The following is a 20516-nucleotide window of genomic DNA, read 5'->3' on the forward strand; positions in this document are numbered from 1 at the left end:
TGCCGAATAGGTGTGGAGGCGTGGCGGACAACCACGCCGGGGGGAAGTCGACCTAACCTAGTAGGCATGGCCAGATCCCATCTCACTCTAGCCGCGCTGGCCACCTCCGCTGTCCCGGGCCTCGACGTCGCCCGGGCCCGGCTGCACGGGTCCAGCGCGCGCACCCCCGGCGCTCACGGCGCCTTCGATTCCGCCCTCATCGTCGACCGCGACGGCCGCGAGTTGATCATCAGGGTGCCCGCCAGTCAGGCCGCCGAGACCGAACAGTCCGCCGACCTCGTGGCACTCCGCGCGCTCACGACCGGAACGCGCAGCCGGCTGCCCTTCGACGTGCCGGAATTCGTCGGCCAGGCGCCGCTCGGCGGCACCCGCGCGGTGGTCTACGAGTTGCTGCCCGGCGATTCCTTTGACGCGGATGCCCTCACCGGCCACGCGGGCGTGTCCGGCTCGATCGGCCGCGCCATCGCCGCGATCCACGGTCTGCCGACGGCGTTCGTCGGCACCGCCGGGCTCCCCCAGCAGAGTGCGGAGGAGTGCCGCACGTCAACGATCGACCTGATCGACCGTGCCGCCGCGACCGGCTACCTCCCCGCCGCGATCCTCCGCCGGTGGGAACTGGCCACCGACGACGACTCGCTCTGGCAGTTCGCGCCCTGCGTGGTGCACGGGTCGATGTCCGCCGACTCGTTCCTGATCAGCGAGGATTCCGTTTCCGGCGTTCTCGGCTGGTCGGCACTCAGCGTCGGTGACCCGGCCCGCGACCTGAACTGGCTGTTGGCGTCCCGCGGAGCGGCCGGGGAGACGGCCGTTGCGTCCTACTCCGCCGCCCGTCAGGGCAACGATCCCCGGATCACGCAGCGCGCCATGCTCTACGCCGAACTGGAACTCGCCCGCTGGCTGCTGCACGGCACCGACAGTCGCAACCAGGCGATCGTCGACGACGCCGTGGCGATGCTCGACGGCCTGGTCGACAGCGTGCACACGCACACCATGCATCCGTTGTCACCGAAGACGGGGCCCATCCTCGACGTCAACGACGTGGAGAACCTGCTCGCCGCCACTCCGCGCGGGATTCCCCGCCGCGACCTGGGGTCGGCCATGCACACGGATGCCTACAATCTGTCCGAGTTCGGCCCGAGCGAGTTCGACGACGACGCCAGCGGATCCGATTCGGGTACCGCTACCGATACCGGTTCCAGTGCCGATCCCGACGCCGCGGACGACACGACGGGACCGATCGGCATCCTGCCGGCGACCGACGACCAGGCCGCCACGAGGTCGTCCTCCGAGTAGAGCCGGTCAGGGGCGATGACCGTGTCGTCGGCGACGAAGTAAAACACGGCGTCGACCGACTCGGGATCGATGCCCTTCCAGCGCGCGTAGGCGAGGCGGTAGAGCGCGAGCTGGGTCTGCTTGAGCTCGAGGTCCGCGGCGTTCTTCGGCGCCCGGCCGGTCTTCCAGTCCACGACCTGGTAGCCGGTTTCGGTGCGGTAGACCGCGTCGAGCTTGCAGACGAAGACCTGCCCGGCGAGCACGTGGTGAATTTCGATCTCCACCTCTTCCGGCTTGAGGTTGCCCCAGGGTGAGCGTTCGAACGTGCGTTGCAGCCGTTCGAGCTGCGCCTGTTCGAGGGGCGCGTCCTGGTCGAGATCGAGATCGAACGCGTCGGGGTCGAGGTCGCCGAGGTCCAGTTCATTCAGGTCGGCGTCGATGACGTCGCCGGAGGTGGCGCCGCCGGCCCTGCGCTCCACCCAGGAGTGGAACAGCGTGCCCAGCCGGGTGGCGCGGTAGGGGCGTTCGGGCATCGGGCGGCGCAACCCCGCCGCCACCCCGGCCGGGTCGTCGACGTAGTCCTTGAACCGTGACGCGGGGATGCGGGTGGGCAACGGCATTCTGCCGGAGCCCGCCAGGCGCTGCGCGCGTTCCTCGAGCAGCAGGGTCACCGGGTGGGACCACCGGGTCTCCGGGTCGGCGCCGGTCGCGGCGGCCACCGCGGTGGCCACCTCGATCCGCGCGGCCGCGGCTTCGACGACGGCGCGCCTCGTGCCGAGCGGGTCGAACGGCCACCTCTCCGCCTGATCGAGGCCGGTGTCCGGCTTCTCCTCCTCCGCGCTCACCGGGGGCACCGGGCCGATCAGTCCGGCCTCCGCGAGTTCGAGCAGATACCGGCTCGGTTTGCGCATCGTGCTGCCGCTGCCCCAGAACGACCCGGTGAGCAGCAGCTCGCGCTGGGCGCGGGTCGTGGCGACGTAGATCAGCCGGCGCTCCTCGTCGTCATGGCGGGCGGCGAGCTGCTCCTTGTAGGCCGTGAATTCGAGGTCGAACGAGAGCTGGGTCTCGTGCTCCCGCCAACGAAGCTCGGGGAGCTCGGCCCGGTCGCCGCGGAACGGGTAGGGCAGCTCGCCGAAACGCAGCCAGCCCGCTCCCTCCCTGGTCTGGGCCGGGAGGCTCTTCTCGGTGAGGTTGGGGATGGCAACGTAGTCCCATTCGAGCCCCTTGGCGCCGTGCACCGTCAGGAGCTGCACGGTGCCCTTCTCCGACGGCTCGACCCGCGGGCCCATGTCGTCGGCACGTTCCGCCCTGGCCAGCCAGCGCAGGAAGCTGGCCAGGCTGCCGATCTCGTCGCTGGCGAGGAAGGCCGACACGGTGTCGTGGAAGGCGTACAGATTGGCCAGGCCGAGCCCGTTCGCCTCATTGGCGACGAGCTCGACGTCGAGCAGGGTCTCCTGCTCGATCAGGCGCACGAAGTCGAGCAGGGGCAGCCCGGCCCGCGAGCGGAGCCAGGAGAGCTGGCGACCGGCCGCGCGCAGTCGGGCGAGGCCCGGCTCGCTGAACTCGGCCAGCTGCCCGTGGCGATCGGGCGCCGCCGCGACAAAGTCGAGTGCGTCGACGAGGGACGCCCCCTCGTCGACGGCGACGGATGCCCGTAGCTTCGCCTTGAGTTCGTCGGTCACCGCCTGTTGGGCCCAATCGTGGGCCGCGAGCCAGCGCGCCACAGAGGCCAGCTGTTGCAGGTCGCGGGGCCCCACCCGGTAGCGGCCGCCGCTGAGTAGCCGGACGAGTTCGCTGCCCGCCGCCGGGTCGTTCACGACCCGGAGCACGCTGATCACATCGGTGACCTCCGGCGTCGACAGCAGCCCGCCGAGGCCGAGGACGTGCGCACGCACGCCGTTCTCGCGCAGCACCTCGGCGAAGAACTCCATCTCGCGCCTGGCGCGGAAGAGCATCGCCCCGGAGTGGTCCCCGCCCCTGGTGAGTCGTTCGGCGAACCAGCGGGCGACGGTGACGGCCTCCTCGGCGATGGTCTCGGCCATGACGGCCTCGACCCGACCGGTCTCCTTGCCGGGCGGAACCTTGAGGGTATCCACCTGGATCCCGTCCGGCCGGGACCGGAGCGCATCGCTGAGCGGGGACACGAGCGTGTTGGCGACGTCCAGCACCGTCACCGGGTTGCGCCAGGTGTAGGACAGCGACATCGACGGCGCCTCGGCGTTGGAGAGACCGGCGAAGCTCCGCGAGAATCCGAGGAGATTGGCCGAGCTGGCCCCGCGCCAGCCGTAGATGGACTGGTGCGGGTCGCCGACCGCCATCACCGGGTGCCGGGCGAACAGGGTGTGCAACAGCTCGGTTTGGAGCACGGAGGTGTCCTGGTATTCGTCAAGCAGCACGACCCGGTACTGGTCGCGATAACGGGCGACGACCTTCTCCACCTTCTGGCAGACCTGCAGGGCCAACGCCACCTGGTCGGAGAATTCGATCAGCCCGAGCCGTCTTTTTTCGCTCGCGTACCGCTGGGCAAGCTCGACCAGCACCGGCAGCGGTTCGACGGCGGCGAGAGACTCGCTGACGGAACCGTAGGGGATCTTCTTGCGCGGGTTGCCGAACGACAGGTCCCGCAGGTAGGCGAAGCCGTTGGCGAGCCCGGCGAAATCGTGGGCGGCGGGCTGCTGCCCGGGAACGACGGGCGGCGGGTTCTCGGCGAGCGCACGACTGAACCCGAGCACGGCATCCGTCACCGCGTCGACGCTCTTGCCGAAGGGGACCAGCCGCTGGTCACCGTGTTCGACCACGACCCTCCGGGCGAGCAGCCACGCGCTGGTCTCGCTGAGCAGCACCGATTCGGGCTCTCGCCCGAGCAGCAGGGCGTTGTCGGTGAACAGGCGGCTGGCGAACGAGTTGTAGGTGGAGACGGTGGGGCTGTTGAACAGGTCGGTCGAGTCGACGGGCGGCGCATCGGGTCCCTCCGCTTCATCGTGCGGCAACAGCCCCTTCGCGTCGAGCTGGTCGATTCGTTTGCCGATCCGCTCGGCCAGCTCGCCGGCCGCCTTGCGAGTGAAGGTGAGTCCGAGGATCTGGTCGGGCCTGGCGTGGCCGTTGGCGAGCAGCCAGAGCACCCGGTTCGCCATCGTCTCGGTCTTGCCGCTGCCTGCCCCGGCGACGACCAGGGTGGGCGCGAGCGGGGCCTCGATCACGGCCTGCTGCTCGGCCGTGGGCGGGAACATCTCCAGCGCTTCCGCGATCTGGAGGGCCGAGATCGGCAAGGCGGTACGGGGTGCACTCATGAGCTGACCTGCTTGATGACGTGGATTCGGCAGGACCCGTGCGAGCGCGGGTCGAGGCAGTGGGAACTGATCTCGGCGACGAAGGTGGCGGCCCCCATCCCGGCGGCGTCCTCGCCCACCCGGCGGCGGAACGCGTCGAGCTCCTCGGGGGTGAACGGTGGCTGGGTCGGGTTGCGGTAATTCTGTTTGACCGTGCCGGAGGAGACGATCACCAGGCGGGCGCCGGCCAGCGGGGTGCCGGGCGGGATGCCCTCGATGGCTCCCTCGGTGAAGGCCAGCTGGTAGGCGCCGAGCTGCGGATGCTCCGCCACGCCGGCGTCGCTGATCGGGTCGCCCCGGCCGGTCTTCAGGTCCACGATCACGGCCCGGCCGTCACGGAGGCGTTCCACCCGGTCGATCGTGCCGGAGAGTACGGCGCCGTCCACGTCGAGGGCGAAGGTGCCCTCGGCGCTGAGCAGGGCGCCGCCGGTCTGCTCGAAGTCGAGCAGGTACGACGCGAGCCGGTCGGTGAGCACGCGCGCCTCCACCTTCTGCAGCCGGGATTGCCATTCGGCGTCGAAGTGCAATTCGTTCCAGCGGGAGTCGACGGCTTCCCAGAGCGCGTCGGGGCTCCGGTCGGTGGATTCCTCCAGCACCTTGTGGATGATCGTGCCGAGGTTGGAGGCGGTGTTCGACGTTCCGCCGCCGACCTGCCCGATCACCCAGTGCAGCGGGCAGGTTTCGAACGCGGCCATGCGGGAGGGCGAGACCCGCACCGGCTGATCGCCGACCTCCTGGTCGTTGAGCGGGCGCACGGTGCTCGGATCGAGCAGGCCGTACCACTGGCCGGGCGCGGCGCCGGCCACGCCCTCCCTGGCGAGGCGGGCGAGCGTCGCCGCGGCCTCCGCGGCCCTGACCGCGATCTCCTCGCCCGGCCCGGCCGCGCCGCCACGGGTGAGGTCGCGGCGCAGCCGCCCGACCAGGCCACGCAGGGACAGCGGGTAGCGGCTGGCGTCACCGGAGTCGAGGTCGACGGTCGAGACGGCGTCGGGCAGCAGCCGCAGGAACACCGACGGTTCGTTCTCTTCGTTGTCGACGGCGGTGACCAACAGCTCGGCGCCGGCGCGGCTGGCGGCCTGCGCGAACATCCGCAGCTCGTCGTGCAGCACCGCGGTGCGTTCGCTGCCCGGCTGGGGCACCTGGCCTGCGGCGAGCGCGGCCAGGTCACCGGCCCCGAGCAGGGAACCACGGATGCGCAGGTCGGGCCAGACGTTCGCCTGCACCCCGGCCAGGACCACGAGGTCGAAGTCGCGCCCGATCAGGCCGCTCGGGGTGGAGACCACCACGGCGTCGCCGAGCGCGCGGGGGGCCAGGGTGTCCTCGGGGACGTCGGTGTCGACCAGGTGCTCGAGGAACAGCAGCGGCGGGGCGGTCGGAGTGCGCTCGACATAGCGTTGGGCGGCGGAGAAGAGAGCGACAACGGCGTCGAGGTTGTGGTTGGCCTCGTCGGCGACGATGCCGGTTCCCGAGGCCTGCTCGAACCATTCCCTGGCGAGCCCGCTGCGTTGCCAGAGCCCCCAGAGCAGTTCCTCGATCGTGGCGCCGGCGTCGTATTCGACGGCGGCGGCGTGGAGGCTGTGGCCGCAGCTCGCCGCGCGCCGGGCGGTTCGGTTGTCGATGCCGCCCAGAAGCTCGGGGTTGGCCAGCGCGTCGACGAGCAGTTCGTCGGCGCTGCGGTGGCCGGCACCGGTCGGTTCCTGCCCGGTCGGTTCCTGCCCGTTCGGCTCTTGTTGATTCAGCTCTTGTTGATGCAGGGCCGCGCGGAGGCGGCGCAGCGTGATCGGGTCGAGGCCGCCGAGCGGACCGCGGAGCAGGTCGACCGCTGTGGCGGTGTCGAGGGTCTTGCGACCCAGGGTGATCTCGAGGGCGAGGATGAAGGCGCGCACCGCGTATTCGTCGCGGAGCGCGGTCTGCGCGCTCGAGACCTGGGTCGGCACCTCGAGCGCGGAGAGCCCGCGGGACAGGGACGGCACCAGGGAACCGCTGCGGGCCACGACGGCCATCCGGCCCCAGGGGATGCCGCCGAGCACGTGCCGTTCGCGCAGCCGGCGGGCGATGACCGCGAGCTGGTCGGCGGGACTGGCCGCCAGGATCGCCTGCACGGCGTCGGGCTGGGGCGCATCGGGCTGGGGCGCGTCCGCGCCGGCCGTGTCGGCCGCGGCGGCCGCCCGCTGGGTCCCGGCGGCCGCGGTGCCGATCCGATGGGTGATCCCGCGCACCACGCCGCGGATCGCGTCGCCGTGCCGGTGCACCGTGTCGAGCACCAGGGTGGTCACGGGGATTCCGCCGAGGTAGCTCGACAGTCGGCCGAGGGCGTCGGGATGGGCGCCGTGGAAGGAACCGGTGCTGATGTCGGGATCACCGGCGGCGACGATGGCCACACCCCTGGCCGCGAACTGGCGGATCAACGTCAGGACGCCCTGGGTCAGCTCCTGGGCGTCGTCGAGCACGATCAGGCGCAGCCCTGCGAGCGACCCGATCGCGGATGCGCCCGCCGGGCCGGCGGCCGCGCCGGCCACCACCGCGGCGGCGAACCCGGCGAGCTCGGTCGAGTCGTACTGGCCGGGCCTGGTCTGGTCCTTGACGTCTTCGTAGCCGCGGATGAACTCCGCGGCGGCCACCCACTCCGGCCGGTCGGTGCTGCGCCCCAGACCGGCGAGGGTGTCCGCGGTCACGCCGTACTCGACGGCGCGCATCATCAGGTCGCGCAGTTCGGTGCGGAAACCGCGCAGAGCGCGCACATCGGCGGCCAGGGGGGCCGGCCAGTCCGGGCCGGTGCCGTCGAGACGGTGACCCTCGAGGAGCTCGGCGATGATCTGGTCCTGTTCCCCGCCGGTGAGCAGGGTCGGGGCCGGCCCGCCGGCGCGGGCCACGGCGTCCCGCACGATCTGGAACGCGACGGAGTTGGCGGTGCGGGCCAGGGGCCCATTGGTCGGCACGCCCAGCCGCAGGGCGAGGCGGTCACGCAGCGTCGTCGCCCCGGTGCGGGTCGGCACCAGCACGAGAACCTCGCTCGGTGAGTAGCCCCGCCCGAGCACCCGCTCGGCGACGAGTTCGACCAGCGCCGTGGTCTTGCCGGTGCCCGGCGCGCCGATCACGGCCGCCGAGGCCCCGTCGGCCAGGCCGAGCACGGCCAGCTGCGCCGCGTCCAGCCCGGCCGGGGCGGCCAGGGAACTCTGGTCGTACGGAGCGGGCCCGGCCGGGTTTGCGGGTCCAGCGGCCGCGAAATCGGTGTCGGTGCGCGGCGCGAATCCCAGGGTTGTCACGTTTTCAAAGCTACCGGGTTGCGCCGACAGTGAACGATGTCGGGCGGGCGGGCCGTTCTGTCGTAATCTGGGCGCTTAGGCAACGAAAGGCGCATCTGGTGGATATTCGCATTGGCATCTTCAACTCTCCCCGTGAGATTGGCTTCGAGACCTCGCAGCCCGCGAACGAGATCGAGGAGACGGTTGCTGCCGCCCTCGCCGGGCAGACCGGCTACCTCAAGCTTTCCGACTCCAAGGGCCGGGTCTACATCGTCCCGACGATCGGACTCGCCTATGTCGAGTTGGGCTCCGAGGAGTCCCGCCGCGTCGGTTTCGTCGCCTAACCAGCCATGGAGCTCCTCTTCGTCGCCCTCGGCGGTGCGTTTCTGGGGATCGCGGCACGGTATCTGCTGCCCGGTCGACACACGCACGGCTCCATGCTCGTGCCGGCAGTCGGCACCGCCGTCGCGTCGATCGTCTGGGTCGCACTCACCTGGCTCGGCTGGGCCTGGGACGGCGGCTGGATCTGGTGGGTGTCCCTCATCCTGGCCGCGGCCGGTTCCGTTGCCGCAGGCATCTGGCTCGGGCGTTCGCGCACGCGGGGTGACCGGCAGATGCTGCACACGCTGATGAAGACCGGACATCCGGGACACGCCTGAACCGGGCTGCCTCGGCCCGAACCGGGCTGACTTGGCCCGACTCGGCGTGTGCCGACGGGAGCCGGGCTGATGGTGGCGCTCAGGCGGTGAGGCCGAGGCCGTCCATCCGGCGGGTGTGCGCCGCGACCAGTTCGGTGAAGACCGGTTCGATCCGGGCCTCCCCCGGTGTCGTTGCCGTCGGCGGCGCGGTCGCGGTCGTTCCGTCGACCGGCGGGGCAGCGGCCGGGATGGCCGATCGCGCCACAAGCATGGTGTCGCCGACCAGTCGCCGCCCCCACAACGCCAGGTGCGAGCCGAGGCCGGGATTGCCGTCGATGGCCGCCTTGAGATGGGTGACCAGCACATCCGTGCCCGCGCCCTGGCCGAGCAGGTGCGCGATCCGCGGGCCGACGTCGCCGGGCAGCCCGTCGGAGAGACGAATGAAGAAGTCGTCGAGCAGGCCGCCGGCGAGGTAGCAGGTGAGCAAGAGCTCGTGCCAGTCCGCGCCCATGGTCTTGGCCCGGAAATCATCCAGGGCAGGTGCGAACGGCGCCATCACCTCGGCGGGTTCGCCGCCGCGGCGACGAACCTCGGCGACGAGACCCTGGTGCTTGGCGAGCGCTCGCCCTGCGACCACGCTCAGCCCCTCTTTGGCATCGAGATCAGGTGAGATTCGGATCGCCTGAGCGAGGTTCTCGAACATTCCCAGTTCGAAATATGCGGCCTGGCCGAGGTAGGGCAGCAGCTCGGGCGTCAGGTCGGAGATGTCCACTTTCGTGGTCGACTGACGCGTTCCCCTCGTCGACGGACGAGGGATCTCCACACGCTGCGCGCGCCGATCGAGCCACGGGATCACACGCTCAGCATAGGACAGTGCGCGTCCGAGCGGTGCGCCTCATCGGTTTCACAGGGGCCGCCCGGTAAGGTTGGACCACGCCATCGGCATGGATCGGTGGCGGGTGCCCGAGGCAGAAAACGGGCGCATTCGAAGCATCCAGCTAATGACAGGCAACCATTCGTGACTTTCTCCGAACTTAATATCGACCAGGACATGGTCAAGGCCCTCGCAGATAAAGGCATCCTCGAGCCCTTCCCCATCCAGGTACAGACCATCCCCCTCGCACTGAGCGGCCAGGACATCATCGGCCAGGCCAAGACGGGCACCGGCAAGACCTTCGGCTTCGGTCTCCCGCTGATCCAGCGCCTCGGGCTCAACCCTGAGCCGGGCGTGCAGGCGCTCGTCGTCGTGCCGACCCGCGAACTCTGCGTTCAGGTCAGCGAGGACCTCGAACTCGCCGCCAGCAACCGCGACACGAAGATCGTGTCCATCTACGGCGGCAAGGCCTACGAGGGTCAGATCGAGCAGCTCAAGGCCGGTGCCCAGATCGTCGTCGGCACCCCCGGCCGCCTGCTCGACCTGGCCAGCCAGCGCCTGCTCAGTCTCGCCAATGTGCGTGAGATGGTGCTCGACGAGGCAGACAAGATGCTCGACCTCGGCTTCCTCGCCGACATCGAGAAGCTGTTCTCACAGACTCCGTCGACCCGCCACACCATGCTGTTCTCGGCGACGATGCCTGGCCCGATCGTGGCTCTCGCCCGCCGCTTCATGAACCGCCCGATCCACATCCGGGCCAGCGACCCCGACGAGGGCCTCATGCAGGCCAACATCGAGCACCTCGTCTACCGCGCGCACAACATGGACAAGGACGAGGTCATCGGCCGCATCCTCATGGCCGAGGGCCGCGGCAAAACCGTGATCTTCACCCGCACGAAGCGCGCCGCCGCGAAACTCGTCGAGGAGCTCGGCGACCGCGGCTTCAACGCCACCGCCGTGCACGGCGACCTCAACCAGGAGCAGCGTGAGCGTGCGATGGCCGCCTTCAAGGCCGGCAAGAAGGACATCCTGATCGCAACGGATGTCGCCGCCCGCGGCATCGACGTCGAAGACGTCACCCACGTGATCAACCACACCATTCCCGAAGATGAGAAGGCGTACCTGCACCGCGTCGGCCGCACCGGGCGCGCGGGCAAGACCGGCATCGCCGTCACCTTCGTCGACTGGGACGACATGCACAAGTGGACGCTGATCAACAACGCCCTCGACTTCGGCACTCCGGTGCCGATGGAGACGTACTCGTCCTCGCCGCACCTCTTCACCGACCTGAACATCCCGACCGGGTCGAAGGGACGCCTGCGTGCGTCACCGTTGCGCGAGACCTCGTCCGGTTCGGGCCGCTCCGACTCCGGCCGCTCAGGCTCGGGTCGCTCCGACTCCGGCCGCTCGGGCTCGGGTCGCCCCGACTCCGGCCGCTCGGGCTCGGGTCGCCCCGACTCCGGCCGCTCGGGCTCGGGTCGCCCCGACTCCGGCCGCTCGGGCTCGGGTCGCCCGGCGTCGGTCAGCGCGAGTGCCGGTGCCGATGCCAGTGCCGGTGAGAGTGGCGGCGAGCGTTCCGGGCGCGGACGCACCCGCACCCGGGTCAGCCAGACCACGAACCCGGATGCTCCCGCCGTTGTCCCCGCGGCCGGCACGCATGACGGCGGCGGCGCCGAGCACCACGACGGCAACAGCGCCCCACGGCGTCGCAGCCGCACCCGCCGCAGCGCCCCGCAGTCCGGCACCGCCAGCTAGTCAACGGATTTCGACAGGCCCGGGTCTCGACGGGCCCGGGTCTCGACAGGCCCGGGTCTCGACAGGCTCGACCACCGACGCGATGGATCTGCCTGTCGGGCTCCGGATTTCGACCGGACCGACCGGCGCGGCCGATCAGCCGTAGATCGGCGCGGAGCCGGTGCCCTCGTTGATCAGGGCCTCGAGCACCTCGGGCGCCGTCGTGTTCTCGCCCAGGCGATTGGGCTTGCCCTCGCCGTGGTAGTCGCTCGACCCCGTGACGTGCAGCCCGTATTTCTCGGCGAGTTCGTAGAGCCTGGCCTTCGCCTCCGGTCTGTTCTCCCGGTGCTCGAGTTCGAGGCCGAACAGTCCGGCGTCGACCAGCCTGGCCAGCCGTGACTCCGGGATCACGTCATCGACGCCACGCGTCGCCGGATGCGCGATGACCGGCACTCCCCCGGCCGCCCGGACAATTTCGATCGCGCGCAGCGGGTCGGGGGCGTAGTGCGGCTGGTAGTAGCCGGCGTCCCAGTGCAGGATTCCCGCGAAGGCTTCACTCCGGGTGAGAGCGAAACCGCGCGCCACGAGCGCGTCCGCGATGTGCGGGCGGCCGACGGTCGCATCCGGGGTGGTCTGGGCGAGCACGTCTTCCCAGGTCAACCCGTAGTCTGCCCCGATCCGTTCCACCATCTGTTCGGCGCGCACGAGCCTCGCCTGTCGCACCCGGGAAGTTTCGGCGACGATACCGGCGTCGGACGGGTCGAACAGGTAGGCGAGCAGGTGCACGCTGAGGAAGGAGATCCGGGTACTGAATTCCATTCCCGGAATGAGGGTGATCCCCATCGTGCGCGCCGTCGCCGCGGCCTCGAACCAGCCCGCGGTGGAGTCGTGGTCGGTGAGCGCCATCGTGCCGAGACCGGCGGCGGCGGCGGCGCGCACCAACTGGGACGGGGTCTCCGTACCGTCGGACACGCTCGAGTGGGTGTGCAGGTCGATGGGACCTCTGAAACGCCGTTCGCCTGCCATCTCCCCATGCTAGTTGGGCCCGGCACGGGCTTCGCCCAGCGTGGGCACTTAGCATGATCAGGCTATGTTGCCCCGATTCCTCACCGCCCTCCTCCTCGGCGGCGCCGCCCTCGTCCTGCTCACCTTCGGCTGGCCTCAGCTGTTCGGCCTGCAGAACAGCTGGGTCGTCGCGCACGCCGTCTCCCTGCGTGGTCTCGGCGTTGCCGTCGCCGCCGCCGGGCTGGTCGTGCTCCTCCTGCTCACCCCGATCAGGCCACTGCGGCGCCTGGCCGGGTCCCTGGGCGTGCTGCTGCTCCTGTTCGCGCTCGGCAATGCCGCCGTGCTCGCGACGCGGGGAATCGGGGTGGCGGCTGCCGCGGCAACCGAGACGACCACGGCATCCGCCAGAGCGACCGACGACGTCACCGTGCTCAGCTGGAACACACTCGGCGACGAGCCCGGTGCCGCCGCGATCGCTCGCCTTGCCCTCGACCAGGGCGCGGACATCGTCACCCTCCCCGAGACGACGGAGGCCACCGGCGAGAAGGTCGCCGCCCTCATGCGTGAGGGTGGGCGGCCGATGTGGGTCCACACCATTGCGTTCGACCAGATCTCCAAGGCCAGGTCGACGACCCTGCTGATCAGCCCCGACCTCGGCGACTACAGCGTGAGCAACCCCGGGGGCTCCGGCCCGCCCGGCAACACCAACGTGCTGCCGACGGTTGTCGCGACCCCGATCGACGGGGTCGGACCCACCATCATCGCGGTGCACGCGGTCGCCCCGATCAACTGGGAGATGTCCAATTGGCGCTCGGACCTCGACTGGCTCGCCGACCAATGCTCCGGCGGGAATGTGATCATGGCCGGGGACTTCAACGCCACGGTCGATCACATGTCCGGGCGGGAATCAGCGGCCGAGGCCGTTCTGGGCCGGTGCCGGGACTCCGCCCTGGCCACCGGCTCCGGGGCCGTCGGCACCTGGCCGACGTTCCTGCCGCCGCTGCTCGGCAGCCCGATCGACCACGTGCTCGCCACGCCGAATTGGCAGACGGACAGCATGAACGTCATCCAGTCGTCGGACGCGGCCGGCAGCGACCACCGCCCGATCGTCGCGACCCTGTCACCGCGCTGACCCGGCCCCGCTGAACCGGCCACACGCCGTCCAGCGGGCACCCAGCGGGCATCCACCCGGTCAATGGGACAATGGCCTCATGGTCTCTTCCAGCGAATCCGCTATCTCCCCTGCCCCCCGATCGAACGAGAACCGTTCAACGACGCCAGGGTCGGCAGGTTTCAAGGCGTATATCTCCAGTTCCTGGGCCGAACACACGTCCGAGCTACCTCCCGCGCGTGAGCAGGCACCGTTCGCGGCGGCCCGGCGGGCCAGGATCTCCGCCACGCACCCGGGCATGCGGCTGATCGTCCCCGCCGGCCGACTCAAGCAGCGCTCCAACGACACCGATTACCCGTTCCGGGCGCACTCCGCCTTCGCGCATCTGACCGGCTGGGGCAGCGACTCCGAGCCCGGTGCCGTGCTCGTGTTCGAGCCGACCGAGTCCGGCCACGACGCCACCCTGTACTTCCGGGAACGGGCCGGTCGCGACTCCGACGAGTTCTACGCGAACCCCGACATCGGCGAGTTCTGGATCGGCCCGCGCCCGTCGATCGCCCAGGTCGCCGCCGACCTCGGCATCCAGGTGCGCGGCATCGCCGACCTGGCCGTCGTGCTCGAGGCCGTGGACAGCGAAACGCTCGTCGTGCGCGAGGCCGACCCGGTCTTCACCGAGGAGGTCGACGAGGCCAGGCTTCGCTTCGCGGCGGACAAGGTGCTCACCACGAATGCGTCCGACTCCCCGTTCAGCCTCGAGATCAACGGCGAGCACGAACCGGACGCCCACTTCGCCAGAGACCTCTCCGAGCTGCGCCTGGTCAAGGACTCCTACGAGATCGCCCAGATGCGCCTCGCCGTCGCAGCCACCGAACGCGGCTTCGGCGACGTCATCCGCGACCTGCCCAGGTCCAGCTCCCACCTGCGCGGCGAACGTCTGGTCGAGGGCGTGTTCAACACGCGGGCCCGTTCCGACGGCAACGCGGTCGGCTACGACACCATCGCGGCATCCGGCGCACACGCCTGCATTCTGCACTGGACCCGGAACGACGGGCCGGTCACGCCCGGCGACATGATCCTTCTCGATGCCGGGGTCGAGGTCGACAGCTATTACACCGCCGACATCACCCGCACCCTCCCGGTCGACGGCACCTTCACCCCGGTGCAGCGGCAGGTCTACGACGCCGTGCGCGAAGCCGCGGATGCCGCGTTCGCCGTGGCCGTCCCCGGCGCGGTGTTCCGCGACGTGCACGCCGCCGCGATGGCCGTGATCGCTCGCCGCACCGCGGAGTGGGGCATGCTGCCCGTCACCGCCGAGGAGGCGCTCCTGCCCGACAACGGCCACCACCGCCGCTACATGGTGCACGGCACCAGTCACCACCTCGGACTCGACGTGCACGACTGCGCGCAGGCCCGCCGCGACATGTACATGGATGGCGTGATCGAACCGGGCATGGTGTTCACGATCGAGCCCGGCCTGTACTTCCAGCCGGACGACCTCACCGTGCCGGCAGAGTTCCGCGGCATCGGCGTGCGGATCGAGGACGATATCCTGATCACCGCCGACGGCCCGGAGAACCTCTCCGCCGGCATCCCCCGCACCTCTGCAGACGTGGAAGCCTGGATTGCCCACCTCACCGCCTAACCGCTCCCGCGAGAGTGCAGTTTTGGCCCCTTCATGCGCAGCGAAGGGGCCAAAACTGCACTCTCGCGAAGAGGGCGGGGACGGGTTAGGAGGCTGGGGCTAGGGCTCGAGGGTGGGCGGGTCGGACGGATGCGGGGGCGCGGCGGGCGCGAGTGCCGCCTCTGCCTGCCCGGCGAGCAGGTTGCGCGCCCGGTTGACCAGCTCCGCGTCGACGATCACCTGGTAGGTGGTCGCAATCACCTGCATGGTCGAGGTGAAGTCGCGGCGGCGACGGTTGAGCGCATAGCTGACGACCCCGAACAACATCCCGAAACCGGCGCCGATGAGTACGGCAGCCAGCACGAACGGCAGTCCGGCGCCGGTCGGGGAGAAGATGAAGAAGAGCAGTCCGAAAAACACCCCGAGCCAGGCCCCGGATGCCGCGCCGGCCAGTGCGACCCGGCCCCAGGTGAGCTTGCCGGTCACCCGTTCGACGCTCTTGAGGTCGTTGCCGACGATGGAAAGCTTCTTGACCGGGAAATCGGCCTTGGCGAGCTTGTCGACGGCGGCCTGCGCCTCAAAGTAGGTTTCGTAGGTCGCCAGCACGTCACCCTTGGGCAGAACGGGGAAGAGTGCGGCGCCGCGGCCACCGAAAAGGCTCTGATTGCTCATGCCACCATTCTCCCACAGCACTGATATTCCCTGAAGGTGGCCTAGATTTGTACTGTGAGTGCCACCAGAGTCTTCGTTGCCCGTTTGGCCGGGTGTACCGTTTTCGACCCCGCGGGCGACCGCGTCGGCAAGGTACGCGACGTGCTGGTGGTCTACCGAAAAAACGATCCGCCCCTCGTGGTCGGCCTGATCGTCGAAATTCCGGGCAAACGACGCGTGTTCGTGTCGATGAGCCGGGTGACCAGCATCGGCTCCGGCCAGATCATCACCACCGGCCTGATCAACGTGCGCCGCTTCGAGCAGCGCGGCGGCGAGGTGCGCGTGATCGCCGAGATGCTCGGCCGCACGGTGGTCTTCAACGACGGCTCAGGCGAGGCGACCGTGGAGGATGTCTCGATCGAGGAGTCCGCACAGGGCGGCTGGGCGATCGCCCAGCTCTTCGTGCGCCGGCCCAAGACGAGCCTGTCCCTGTTTGCGAAGGGAGCCACGGCGTTCACCGCCTGGAACGAGGTGCGCGAGCACGCCACGGCCGGCCAGGCCCAGTCCGCCGAACAGCTGATCGCCACCTACTCCGACCTCAAGCCCGCCGACCTCGCCAACACCCTGCTCGACCTGCCTCCGGAGCGCATGTACGAGGTTGCCGGCGAGTTGCCGGACGGCCGGCTCGCGGACGTGCTCGAGGAGATGCCCGAACGCGAGCAGGTCGGCATCCTCACCCGGCTCGGCGACGCCCGCGCCGCCGACGTGCTCGACCACATGCAGCCGGACGACGCCGCCGACCTGATCGCGCAGCTGCCGGAGGAGCACGGCGAGCAGTTGCTCGACCTGATGGAGCCGGAGGAGGCCGACGATGTGCGCTTCCTGCTCACCTACGCCCCGGACACCGCCGGCGGCCTGATGACGACGGAGCCGATCATCGTCTCCGCCGACGCCACGGTCGCCGAGGGACTCGCGCTGATCCGCCGCCACGACCTCGCCCCCGCGCTCGGCGCGGCGATCTGCGTCACCTTGCCGCCCTACGAACCGCCGACCGGCCGTTTCCTGGGCATGGTGCACTTCCAACGGATGCTGCGCTACCCGCCCCACGAACGCCTGGGCACGCTGCTCGACCAGGGCCTCGATCCCGTGTCCGCGGACACCTCGGCGGCGGAGGTCACCCGCATCCTGGCCAGCTACGACCTCGTCTCCGTGCCCGTCGTCGACGACAACTATCGACTCGTCGGGGTGGTGACGATTGACGATGTCCTCGACTATCTGCTACCCGACGACTGGCGAAGTCACGACGAAAACGACGACGTGCGCCGCCGCGCCGCCGCGCGCACCGAACTACGAACGGGAAGCATCCCGCTGAACCACGGACGGAGGACCGGCAATGGCCCGAGCTAACCGATCGGATCTCCGTCTTGACTCGCCCAAGGGGCTGCGCACGGCCACCCTCGGCCGCAAGCGCAAGCTCAACCGCAACCGCCCGAGCAGCGACCGGTTCGGCCGTTTCACCGAGGCGATCGCCCGCGGCATGGGAACGCCCTGGTTCCTGCTCGGCCTGACCTTCTTCGCCGTCGGCTGGATCGCCTGGAACACGCTCGCACCCCAGGCCTGGCGCTTCGACTCGGTGTCGCTCGGCTTCATCGCGTTGACCCTGGTCCTGTCCATGCAGGCCTCCTATGCGGCGCCGATGATCCTGCTGGCGCAGAACCGGCAGGACGACCGCGACCGGGTGCAGTTCGAGCAGGACCGGCAGCGCGCTGAGCGCAACCTGGCCGACACCGAATACCTCGCCCGCGAGGTCGTTGCGCTGCGCCTGGGGATGAAGGACCTGGCCTCCCGTGACTTCCTCCGCGCCGAGCTGCGGGCACTGCTCGAAAACCTGGAGGAACGCGAAGACCAGGACAAACGCGAACGCAAGCGCGGCCGCAAGGGCGAGCGCGACCACGATCACGACCCGGCGCCCGAGCGCCGCCGCAGCGAGGAGCGTCCACGGAGTGAATGATGCGCAGCCCACCCGCGAGGCGGTTCTCGCCGCCCTCGCGCGCGTGATCGACCCCGAGATCCGCCGCCCGATCACCGAGCTCGACATGGTCGCCGGGGTGGACGTCGCCGCGGACGGGCACACCACGGTCGGCCTCCGGCTGACCATCGCCGGTTGCCCGGCGGCCCGCCAGATCGAACGCGACGTGCGTGAAACCGCCGAGTCCGTGGCGGGCGCCGGCCGGGTCAGCGTGGACGTCACCGTGATGACCCGCGAGCAGCGCCGCGCCATGACCGAGAAGCTCCGCGGCGGACAGGGCGCACGCACCAGCCAGTTCGGGCCGGACTCGCTCACCCGCGTCTACGCCATCACCAGCGGCAAGGGAGGTGTCGGCAAGTCCACGATCACCGCGAATCTCGCCGTCGCCCTCGCCGCGCGGGGGCTGCGGGTCGGCATCGTCGATGCGGATGTCTACGGCTTCTCCATCCCCGGACTGCTCGGCCTGATCGGGCCCCCGGCTCCGGGCAGCGACAAGGGCACGGCGGTGAAACCGACCCAGGTCGGTGACATGATCCTGCCGCCGATCGCCTACGACGTGAAGGTCATCTCGATCGGCATGTTCGTCGACGATTCCTCCGTGGCCGTCGCCTGGCGCGGCCCGATGCTGCACCGCACGATCAACCAGTTCCTCACCGAGGTCTACTTCGGCGACCTCGACGTCCTGCTGCTCGACCTTCCCCCGGGCACGGGCGACGTGGCCATCTCCGTCGGCCAGCTGCTCCCCCAGGCCGACGTCATCGTCGTGACCACCCCGCAGCCCGCCGCCGCGGACATCGCGGAACGCAGCGGCGTGGTGGCCCGACAGACCGGGCAGACGATCTACGGCGTGATCGAGAACATGGCCGGGATCGTGCAGCCGGACGGCACCGTTCTCGACATCTTCGGCTCGGGCGGCGGCGCCGAGGTCGCCCGCCGGCTCGGCGACGGCCAGGAGACCCCGGTGCCGCTGCTCGCACAGGTTCCGCTGAGCGTGCCGCTCCGCAGCGGCGGGGACACCGGGGTACCGGTCGTGCTGGGTGACCCCCTCGACCCGGCGGCGATCGCCATCCAGGCCGTCGCCGACCGGCTCGCGACCCGCGCCCGCGGGTTGGCCGGCCGCAGCCTGGGTATCTCGCCGAGGTAGCCCGTGCGAGCGCGCCGTCGACCAGAAGCATCCCGCCGGATGCCGGCGGCGCTGCTTGTCGCGTGCCTTCTTGCCTCCCTCTCCGGCTGCGCCACCGCCCAGGGCCCGCCAGCCGGCGTGACCGTGCGGATCTTCCAGAATCGGTTCGACTACGCCGACCGGGTGCTCGAGGTCAGCGTCAGCAACGCGGGCCCGACCTCGCTCGATCTGCGTTCCGCCCGGTTCGATTCCACCCGGTTTATCGCCGCCGCCGTCTGGACCACGCGTCTGCGGCTCGAGCCGGGAATGACCCGCGACCTGCGCGTGCACCTGGCACCCACCAGCTGCACCGATCTGACGGCGCCGACCGACACGGTCGCTCTGGACACGGTCACCCTCGACTGGGTCGGACCCAGTGGCAGCAGCGGCAGCGCCACCCTTCCCGCGGTGGATGACAGCGGCGCCCTCGACCGGATCCAGGACGAGGACTGCCTGGCCGAGGCGCTGACCGGCGTTGTGAGCGTTGCGGTGTCCCCTGAGCTCCGGGTCGACGGCACCGGCCCGGCGTCCCGCGCCTGGCTCGACCTGGCGCTCACGCCGACCGGCGCGCCGGGCACCGTCACGATCGACCAGGTGGGCGCCACGGTGCTCCTCGCCTCCGCCGACGGACTCGACTGGCCGGTCGGGCGCACCCTCGACGCAACCACTCCGACCGCGCGCCTCTCCCTCGCCCTGCGACCCACCCGCTGCGACCCGCACGCGATCGCCGAGGACAAGCGCGGCACCGTGTTCCCGCTCAGGGTGCACGTCGCTGTCGGGCCGGGGGCACCGCAACGCTCGGGAGACTGGGATCTGGCCGTCGATGACGCGTTGCGGGCCCGGCTCTACGCCTGGATTGCCGACCGCTGCGGCTAGGCCTTGTCTGCTTTCTCGGCCTTCTCGGCCTTTGCGGCCTTTGCGGCCTTCGAGGGCTTCGGTTTACCGTCGGCCACGGCGAGCGCCGCCACATAGTCGGGCACCGGGCGGTTCAGTTCCCGCGGCGGCCGCTCGTAGTCCGACCCGGTCGGCCGGTGCGGGATCGTCACGGCCGGCGGCTCGCGATGCTCGTAGGGCACGATCGACAGGAGGTGGCTGATCACATTCAGGCGGGCGGCGCGCTTGTCATCACTCTCGATCACCCACCACGGGGCCTCGGGAATGTCGGTGTGCACGAACATCTCGTCCTTCGCCTTGGAGTAGTCCACCCACTTCGTGATCGACAACAGGTCGGTTTCCGAGAGTTTCCACCGGCGCATCGGGTCGTTCTGCCGCGAACGGAACCGGGCCTCCTGCTCGTGGTCGGAGACCGAGAACCAGTACTTGACGAGGAGGATGCCGTCTTCGACCAGCATCCGTTCGAAGAGGGGAGCCTGGTGCAGGAACCGGCGATACTCGTCGGGCGTGCAGTACCCCATCACCCGTTCGACCCCGGCACGGTTGTACCAGGAGCGGTCCATCAGCACGATCTCCCCCGTGGAGGGCAGATGCTCCACGTAGCGTTGGAAGTACCACTGGCCGCGCTCGCGCTCGGTCGGCACCGGCAGGGCCACGATCCGGGCGCTGCGGGGGTTGAGGTACTCGGTGACTCGTTTGATGGCGGAGCCCTTACCCGCCGCGTCCCGACCCTCGAAGATGACGACGACGCGGGCCCCAGACTCCCTGACCCACTGTTGCATCGACACCAGGTCGGTCTGCAGCCGACGAAGCTCCGACTCGTAGAGCGCCTTGTTCATCCGTTTGACCTTCACGGGCTTGTTCGACATGAGCACCTTTCCTGGCCCCAGCGTAGTGCTCAGCACTCGCGGTGTGTCGGCCGACCGCGCTCGAGTGCGCCACCCCGGATCG

Annotated in this window: 15 protein-coding genes and 1 pseudogene; 10 read left to right on the plus strand and 6 right to left on the minus strand. The window is 70.2% G+C overall.

Annotated features, from left to right (window positions below; translation table 11 throughout):
• Positions 1-66: 66 nt before the first annotated feature.
• Positions 67-831: pseudogene (locus QMG61_RS17415) on the plus strand (phosphotransferase); the annotation flags it as partial.
• A 281-nt stretch (positions 832-1112) separates the two neighbouring features.
• Here the strand turns inward: QMG61_RS17415 and QMG61_RS03660 are convergent.
• On the minus strand, positions 1113-4562 hold the full coding sequence (locus QMG61_RS03660) for an ATP-dependent helicase (RefSeq protein ID WP_349357844.1): 3450 nt from the start codon (positions 4560-4562) through the stop codon (positions 1113-1115).
• Positions 4559-7867 (minus strand): ATP-dependent helicase, encoded by a 3309-nt coding sequence (locus QMG61_RS03665; RefSeq protein ID WP_283492982.1) that lies wholly within the window; start codon positions 7865-7867, stop codon positions 4559-4561. The genes QMG61_RS03660 and QMG61_RS03665 overlap by 4 nt, the downstream gene beginning before the upstream one ends.
• A 98-nt stretch (positions 7868-7965) precedes the next feature.
• Here QMG61_RS03665 and QMG61_RS03670 point away from each other — a divergent pair, with 98 nt between their 5' ends.
• Positions 7966-8190, plus strand: coding sequence for a DUF3107 domain-containing protein (locus tag QMG61_RS03670; protein WP_134365249.1), 225 nt, complete (start codon positions 7966-7968; stop codon positions 8188-8190).
• A gap of 6 nt (positions 8191-8196) precedes the next feature.
• Entirely contained in the window at positions 8197-8505 is a 309-nt protein-coding gene (locus QMG61_RS03675; protein ID WP_283492983.1) for a hypothetical protein, read from the plus strand.
• Positions 8506-8584: 79 nt separating this feature from the next.
• Here the strand turns inward: QMG61_RS03675 and QMG61_RS03680 are convergent, their stop codons facing one another.
• Complete coding sequence (locus tag QMG61_RS03680) at positions 8585-9256, minus strand: ferritin-like fold-containing protein (protein ID WP_283492984.1); 672 nt, start codon at positions 9254-9256, stop codon at positions 8585-8587.
• A gap of 246 nt (positions 9257-9502) precedes the next feature.
• On the opposite strand from QMG61_RS03680, the gene QMG61_RS03685 reads away from it, so the two are divergent.
• A complete protein-coding gene (locus QMG61_RS03685) occupies positions 9503-11113 on the plus strand; it encodes a DEAD/DEAH box helicase (protein WP_283492985.1) in 1611 nt (536 codons plus the stop codon).
• Positions 11114-11248: 135 nt separating this feature from the next.
• Here the strand turns inward: QMG61_RS03685 and QMG61_RS03690 are convergent, their stop codons facing one another.
• On the minus strand, positions 11249-12118 hold the full coding sequence (locus QMG61_RS03690) for a PHP domain-containing protein (protein ID WP_283492986.1): 870 nt from the start codon (positions 12116-12118) through the stop codon (positions 11249-11251).
• A 64-nt stretch (positions 12119-12182) separates the two neighbouring features.
• On the opposite strand from QMG61_RS03690, the gene QMG61_RS03695 reads away from it, so the two are divergent.
• Both QMG61_RS03695 and QMG61_RS03700 read left to right on the plus strand, forming a co-directional pair.
• Positions 12183-13229: an endonuclease/exonuclease/phosphatase family protein gene (locus QMG61_RS03695; RefSeq protein ID WP_283492987.1), complete on the plus strand. Its 1047-nt coding sequence runs from the start codon at positions 12183-12185 to the stop codon at positions 13227-13229.
• A gap of 79 nt (positions 13230-13308) precedes the next feature.
• On the plus strand, positions 13309-14850 hold the full coding sequence (locus tag QMG61_RS03700; protein ID WP_283492988.1) for an aminopeptidase P family protein: 1542 nt from the start codon (positions 13309-13311) through the stop codon (positions 14848-14850).
• Between the two features lie 99 nt (positions 14851-14949).
• On the opposite strand, the gene QMG61_RS03705 is transcribed toward QMG61_RS03700, so the two are convergent.
• A complete protein-coding gene (locus QMG61_RS03705; protein WP_283492989.1) occupies positions 14950-15501 on the minus strand; it encodes a YflT domain-containing protein in 552 nt (183 codons plus the stop codon).
• Between the two features lie 54 nt (positions 15502-15555).
• On the opposite strand from QMG61_RS03705, the gene QMG61_RS03710 reads away from it, so the two are divergent.
• From QMG61_RS03710 to QMG61_RS03725, 4 genes are read left to right on the plus strand one after another with little or no spacing between them, the layout of a single operon-like run.
• On the plus strand, positions 15556-16887 hold the full coding sequence (locus QMG61_RS03710; protein WP_283492990.1) for a magnesium transporter MgtE N-terminal domain-containing protein: 1332 nt from the start codon (positions 15556-15558) through the stop codon (positions 16885-16887).
• Entirely contained in the window at positions 16874-17491 is a 618-nt protein-coding gene (locus QMG61_RS03715; protein ID WP_283492991.1) for a DUF1003 domain-containing protein, read from the plus strand. Before QMG61_RS03710 ends, QMG61_RS03715 begins: the two co-directional genes overlap by 14 nt.
• Positions 17484-18653, plus strand: coding sequence for an Mrp/NBP35 family ATP-binding protein (locus QMG61_RS03720; RefSeq protein ID WP_283492992.1), 1170 nt, complete (start codon positions 17484-17486; stop codon positions 18651-18653). The genes QMG61_RS03715 and QMG61_RS03720 overlap by 8 nt, the downstream gene beginning before the upstream one ends.
• Before the next feature lie 39 nt (positions 18654-18692).
• Positions 18693-19547 (plus strand): hypothetical protein, encoded by an 855-nt coding sequence (locus QMG61_RS03725; RefSeq protein WP_283492993.1) that lies wholly within the window; start codon positions 18693-18695, stop codon positions 19545-19547.
• On the opposite strand, the gene ppk2 is transcribed toward QMG61_RS03725, so the two are convergent.
• A complete protein-coding gene (ppk2, locus tag QMG61_RS03730; protein ID WP_283492994.1) occupies positions 19544-20434 on the minus strand; it encodes a polyphosphate kinase 2 in 891 nt (296 codons plus the stop codon). The genes QMG61_RS03725 and ppk2 overlap by 4 nt on opposite strands.
• Positions 20435-20516: the final 82 nt, after the last annotated feature.

This window comes from Cryobacterium sp. PH31-AA6 (genome assembly GCF_030063195.1).
Taxonomy (GTDB): domain Bacteria; phylum Actinomycetota; class Actinomycetes; order Actinomycetales; family Microbacteriaceae; genus Cryobacterium.